Annotated in this window: 6 protein-coding genes; all 6 read left to right on the top strand. The window is 63.0% G+C overall.

Annotated features, from left to right (window positions below; translation table 11 throughout):
• Positions 1-85: 85 nt before the first annotated feature.
• Positions 86-970: a branched-chain amino acid ABC transporter permease gene (locus HY896_05975; protein MBI5575895.1), complete on the top strand. Its 885-nt coding sequence runs from the start codon at positions 86-88 to the stop codon at positions 968-970.
• Complete coding sequence (locus HY896_05970) at positions 970-2,043, top strand: branched-chain amino acid ABC transporter permease (protein MBI5575894.1); 1,074 nt, start codon at positions 970-972, stop codon at positions 2,041-2,043. The genes HY896_05975 and HY896_05970 overlap by 1 nt, the downstream gene beginning before the upstream one ends.
• Positions 2,040-2,801 (top strand): ABC transporter ATP-binding protein, encoded by a 762-nt coding sequence (locus tag HY896_05965; GenBank protein ID MBI5575893.1) that lies wholly within the window; start codon positions 2,040-2,042, stop codon positions 2,799-2,801. Before HY896_05970 ends, HY896_05965 begins: the two co-directional genes overlap by 4 nt.
• Positions 2,802-2,808: 7 nt before the next feature.
• Complete coding sequence (locus HY896_05960) at positions 2,809-3,546, top strand: ABC transporter ATP-binding protein (protein MBI5575892.1); 738 nt, start codon at positions 2,809-2,811, stop codon at positions 3,544-3,546.
• A 17-nt stretch (positions 3,547-3,563) separates the two neighbouring features.
• Positions 3,564-4,862 carry a phenylacetate--CoA ligase gene (locus HY896_05955; protein MBI5575891.1) on the top strand — a complete coding sequence of 433 codons (1,299 nt, stop codon included), beginning with the start codon at positions 3,564-3,566 and terminating at the stop codon, positions 4,860-4,862.
• Between the two features lie 44 nt (positions 4,863-4,906).
• Positions 4,907-5,323: 16S rRNA (cytidine(1402)-2'-O)-methyltransferase (gene rsmI, locus HY896_05950; GenBank protein ID MBI5575890.1), on the top strand; the 417-nt coding region annotated here is incomplete at its 3' end.

The raw sequence follows: 5,323 nt of genomic DNA, 5'->3' as shown, positions 1-5,323 counted from the left end.
TAGCAGTCCATTCCAAAGACGTCGTCGCGATCGGGAGTACGCGCCCCGTGCGGTACTCCCGATCGCTTGATGGAAAGGAACCGTCCTGGACCTGGTTTTCCAATATGTGGTGGCGGGGATCACGTACGGAACGATCTACGCTATCGTCGCCATCGGTTTCAACATCATCTACAACGCTACCGGCATCATCAACTTCGCGCAGGGCGAGTTCGTGATGCTGGGCGGCATGACCGCTGTCACGCTGAGCGGGTTCCTGCCGCTGCCCCTCGCCATCCTGGGCGCGGTCGCCGTAACTCTGGTCGTCGGCGCGGTCATAGAAATCGTGTTCATCCGCTGGCTCCACAATCCTTCCGTGCTGCGGATGATCATCATCACCATCGGCATATCTATCCTGGCCCGGGAGACGGCGCTTCACATATGGGGTGAGGGCGTCCGGTCGCTTCCCTATTTCACAGGGACATCGGAGACCTCGATCAACCTCGGCGGCGTGTACATCTCCCCGCAGGTCCTGTGGGCAGTCGGCATCGGCGCCGTGGTAGTGGCCGCCCTGACCGCATTCTTCAATTACACGCTTCCCGGACGGCAGATGCGGGCATGCTCGGCGAACCGCGACGCCGCGCGCCTGTGCGGCGTCAACGCGAAGAACATGGTTACGCTCTCGTTCATGCTCAGCGCCGCCATCGGAGCGATCGGCGGGTGCGTGGTCTGCCCGATCACCTATGTCCAGTACGACAGCGGCACGCCGCTGGCCATCAAGGGGTTCACCGTCGCCATACTGGGCGGACTCGGCAACAGCACCGCCGCCGTCGGAGCGGGGATGCTGCTGGGAATCCTGGAATCCTTCAGCATCTGGGTCCTGCCCGCCGCGTACAAGGAGGCGGTCTCCATTTTCCTCCTGCTCATCATCCTGTTCGTACGTCCGAGCGGCCTGTTCGGCAGCGTCGAGGCGTCGAAGCTCAAGGAATTCTGATGAGAGCCAGGTACATTCCGGTAGTCGCCTTCACGACGCTCATCGTCGCGATCCAGCTGGCGACGCATTTCACGGATACCGGCTACCACCTGACGCAGCTCACCATGACCGCCTACTATTCGCTGCTGGTCGTCGGCCTCTGCATGCTGACCGGGTATGCCGGCCAGATCTCGATCGGGCACGCGGGATTTTTCGCCATCGGCGGGTACTTTTCGGCTTACCTGACGACGCACAACCTGTTGTCCCAACAGGAAACAGCCTTCGTCTCCATGATGAAGAAGGCGGGATTGCTCGCCGTCCGCCCCGACCTGTACGGAGGGGAGATCCTTAACGTCCACCCGTGGGCTGCCTGCCTTGCGGCGATCCTGGCGGCCGTCGTGATCGCCTACCTCGTCGGAGGTCCCGTCCTGAAGCTGAAAGGCCATTACCTCGCGATGGCGACGCTGGGATTCGGGGTCATCATCTACCGGATTGCGCTGGGGACGGAATTCCTGGGAGCGGCGGACGGAATCTCCGATGTCCCGGGATTTCCCATCGTATCCGGCGTTGATATCGCCGGCAAGGCGTCGTTGAGGGTCGTGAATTATTACGCGGCGTGGGGGCTTGTGATCGCGGGAATGGTCGTCCTTCTCAACCTGATCCATTCACGTGTTGGCAGGGCGCTCGCCTCGATCCACGGCGCCGAGGATGCGGCGGAGGCCATGGGGATCCCGGCCGCCCGCTACAAGCTGCACACGTTCGTGCTCAGCGCGGTGTTCGCTTCAGTTGCCGGAGTCTTCCTCACCCATTACAACGGAGGAATCGGGCCGTCGGAAGCCTCGGTCATGAAGTCGGTGCGGTACGTCGCAATCGTCGCCATCGGCGGCATGGCGAACCTGTGGGGCGCACTGTCGATGAGCCTCGTGCTGAACTACCTGTCCCTCAGGGGCTATTTCGGGACCTACGACGACGCCGTCTTCGGTGGAATCCTGATCCTGATCATGCTCTTCGCGCCGGACGGGCTGCTGCGGAGGCACCTGTTGGCGGACCTGAAGCGTATGGTTTCCGGCGGCGCGGAAGGGGAGGCCCCGTGACCCTGCTTTCCGTCCGCAGCGTCAGCAAGCGATTCGGCGGCCTGCAGGCAGTGGGAGACGTCACATTCGATGTCGCCGCTGGATCTATCAAGGCGCTCATCGGCCCGAACGGCGCAGGCAAGACGACGCTGTTCAACCTTATTTCGGGAATCTTGCCTCCCGACGGGGGGGAAATCGTCTTCGACGGGACGGCGGTCCATGGGAAGCAGCCGTTCGAGATCGCGTCGCTCGGGATGGCGCGCACGTTTCAGCACATCAGGCTCTTTCCGAAGATGACGGTGCTGGAGAACGTCATGGTCGGCCGGCACGTACACAGCCGGGCGGGGTTTTTCGCCGGGATGATGAGCCTGCCGTACACCTGGGCGGAAGAGCGGCAAATCCGGGAGAAAAGCCGCGAGATTCTTGAGTTGCTGGGCATCGCAAGCATCGCGCAAACGGAAGCCACGAGCCTCGCCTACGGGCAGCAGCGCGTCGTGGAACTCGGAAGGGCGCTCGCCTGCGAGCCGCGGCTCCTCCTGCTCGACGAGCCGGCGGCCGGGTTGAACATGCGGGAAACTAACGACATGGGCAACCTGATCTCCCGCATCCGGGATATGGGGATCACCGTCCTGCTCGTGGAGCACGACATGTCTCTCGTCATGAAGATCTCCGACGAGGTCGTGGTGCTCTGCTACGGGGAGAAGATCGCCGACGACAAGCCCCTGGCCATCCAGAAGAACCGCGAGGTGATCCGGGTGTACCTTGGGGAAGCGCAGTGAGGCCCGCATGCTGAGGCTAAAGAACGTCGAATCGGGCTACGGCCGGCTCAAGGTCTTGAGGAAAATCACGATGCACGTCGGGGCCGGCGAGATCGTGACGATCATCGGCGCGAACGGCGCGGGAAAAAGCACGCTGCTGCGGACGATCTCGGGGCTGCTGCGGGCGCGCTCCGGGGAAATCCTTTTCGACAAGCAGGAGATCGGAAAATTTCCCGCGGAAAAGATCGTCTTCCTCGGTTGTTCGCTGGTGCCGGAGGGAAGGCAGCTGTTCGCCCCGATGACCGTCCGCGAGAACATACAGCTGGGCGCCTACCCGCAATTGCGGAAGAAACGGGGGGCGGCGGTACGCGAAGACACGGAACGCGTATTCGGGATCTTCCCCCGCCTCAAGGAGCGCGAGGGGCAGCTTGCGGGCACTCTCTCCGGGGGAGAGCAGCAGATGCTCGCCATAGCCAGGGCGCTCATGGCGCGCCCGAAGCTCATCATGATGGACGAGCCCTCCATGGGGCTTGCGCCGATGGTCATGAAGGACATCTTCTCGGTGGTCACCAAGCTTCGCGATGCGGGGAACACGGTCCTGCTCGTCGAACAGAACGCAAAGGCCGCGCTCGCGATCGCCGACCGCGGATACGTCCTCGAAACCGGAAGGATCATCATGGAGGGGACGGCCGGGAACCTTCTCTCGAACAGGGACGTGCAGCGCGCCTATCTCGGCCGGGACCTCGACGCGGAAGGCAGAATGTAGTGGGATCGGAGGGCGGAATGCTCTGGGAGCCCGCGCAGGAGCGGATGGATCGTGAGGAGCTTTCCCAGCTTCAGCTGGAGAGGCTCGAGTCGACGCTGAACCGGGTATACAGGAACGTTCCGTTCTACCGGAAAAAGTTCGACGAGCTCGGTATCGTCCCGGAGGACTTCGGGTCGCTGTCCGACCTTTCCCGGCTTCCTTTTACGACCAAGGACGACCTGCGGGGTAATTACCCGTACGGCCTCTTCGCGGTGCCGCTCAGGGAAGTCGTCCGGATCCACGCGTCTTCGGGCACTACGGGCATGTCCACGGTGGTCGGCTACAGCCGCAACGACATCCGGACGTGGAGCAACCTCGTGGCGCGTATCCTTTCCGCCGGCGGTGTGACGAAGGACGACGTCGTGCAGATCTCCTTCGGGTACGGACTGTTCACAGGCGGGTTCGGCCTGCACTACGGCGCGGAGCGGATCGGGTCGTCGGTGATCCCGGCTTCGAGCGGCAACACCGCCCGCCAGATAAAGATCATGATGGACTTCAAGACCACGGTGTTGGTCGGGACGCCCTCTTATGCGATGCTGGTGGCCGAGACCGTGCGGGACATGGGGATCGCCCCGTCGTCCCTTTCGCTCAAGTACGGCCTCTTCGGCGCGGAGCCGTGGTCGGAACGGATGCGGCAGGAGATCCAGGACCTTTTGGGGATCGTCGCCACGGACAACTACGGTTTATCGGAGGTTATCGGGCCGGGGGTATCGGGGGAATGTCTCGAACGCAACGGGCTGCACATCAACGAGGACCATTTCATGGTGGAGGTGATCGACCCGGTGACGCTCCAGCCGGCGCCGGACGGGGAGCAGGGAGAGCTCGTCATCACGACGCTCACAAAGGAAGCGTTTCCCATGATCCGGTACCGGACGCGGGACCTGACCCGCTTGTTGCCGGGGGATTGCCCCTGCGGACGAACCGGCAGGAGGATGAGCCGCGTGACGGGACGCACCGACGACATGCTGATCATCAAGGGGGTGAACGTCTTCCCGTCCCAGATAGAAACGGTGCTCTTCGAGATCGAAGGCACGGAACCGCACTACCAGATCGTGATCGACCGCAAGGGGGCGATGGACGAGGTGACCGTGCTCGTCGAGGCGGCGGAGTCGATCTTCTTCGACCAGATGCGTAGGCAAAGCGTCATGGTGGAGACGATCCGGAAACGGCTGGCACAGGAGCTGGGGATCGGCGTGGAGGTGAAGCTCGTCGAGCGGAAGACGCTCCAGCGGTTCGAAGGGAAGGCGAAGCGGGTATTGGACAACCGGAAGCTGTAACGGGCCGAACGGTCCGTTGCCGATTCCATTCGGGGGGAACGAACATGAGCACAGGGACCCTTTATGTAGTCGCGACGCCGCTCGGGAACCTTGAGGACATCACGCTGCGCGCGATCCGCGTCCTCAAGGAGGCCTCCGTCATCGCGTGCGAGGACACCCGCCGGACGGTGAAGCTCCTAAACCGATACGAGATCCGCACACCGATGTTCATTTTCCACGACTACAACAAGCTTCGGGCAGGGGCGGTTCTGATGCGGCGGTTGAAGGAAGGGGAGAGCGTGGCGCTCGTTTCCGACGCCGGGACGCCGGCGATCTCCGATCCTGGTTACGAGCTGGTGCGCGAGGCGATAGCCGCCGACGTGCCGATCGAGATGGTGCCGGGACCGTCGGCGCTGGTCTCGGCTCTCGTGGTGTCAGGACTTCCGACCGACCATTTCGCCTTCGAGGGTTTCCTCCCGAAC

The organism is Deltaproteobacteria bacterium (genome assembly GCA_016218975.1).
GTDB lineage: Bacteria > Desulfobacterota > Deferrimicrobia > Deferrimicrobiales > Deferrimicrobiaceae > JAENIX01.
Note: the sequence above shows the minus strand (reverse complement) of the source record. Positions and strands in the feature narration are given on the sequence as shown.

Excerpts from the sequence above, each read along its gene's own strand:
- HY896_05970 (MBI5575894.1), top strand. The coding sequence starts at position 970 with ATGAGAGCCAGGTACATTCCGGTAGTCGCCTTCACGACGCTCATCGTC.
- HY896_05960 (MBI5575892.1), top strand. The coding sequence starts at position 2,809 with ATGCTGAGGCTAAAGAACGTCGAATCGGGCTACGGCCGGCTCAAGGTC.
- HY896_05955 (MBI5575891.1), top strand. The coding sequence starts at position 3,564 with ATGCTCTGGGAGCCCGCGCAGGAGCGGATGGATCGTGAGGAGCTTTCC.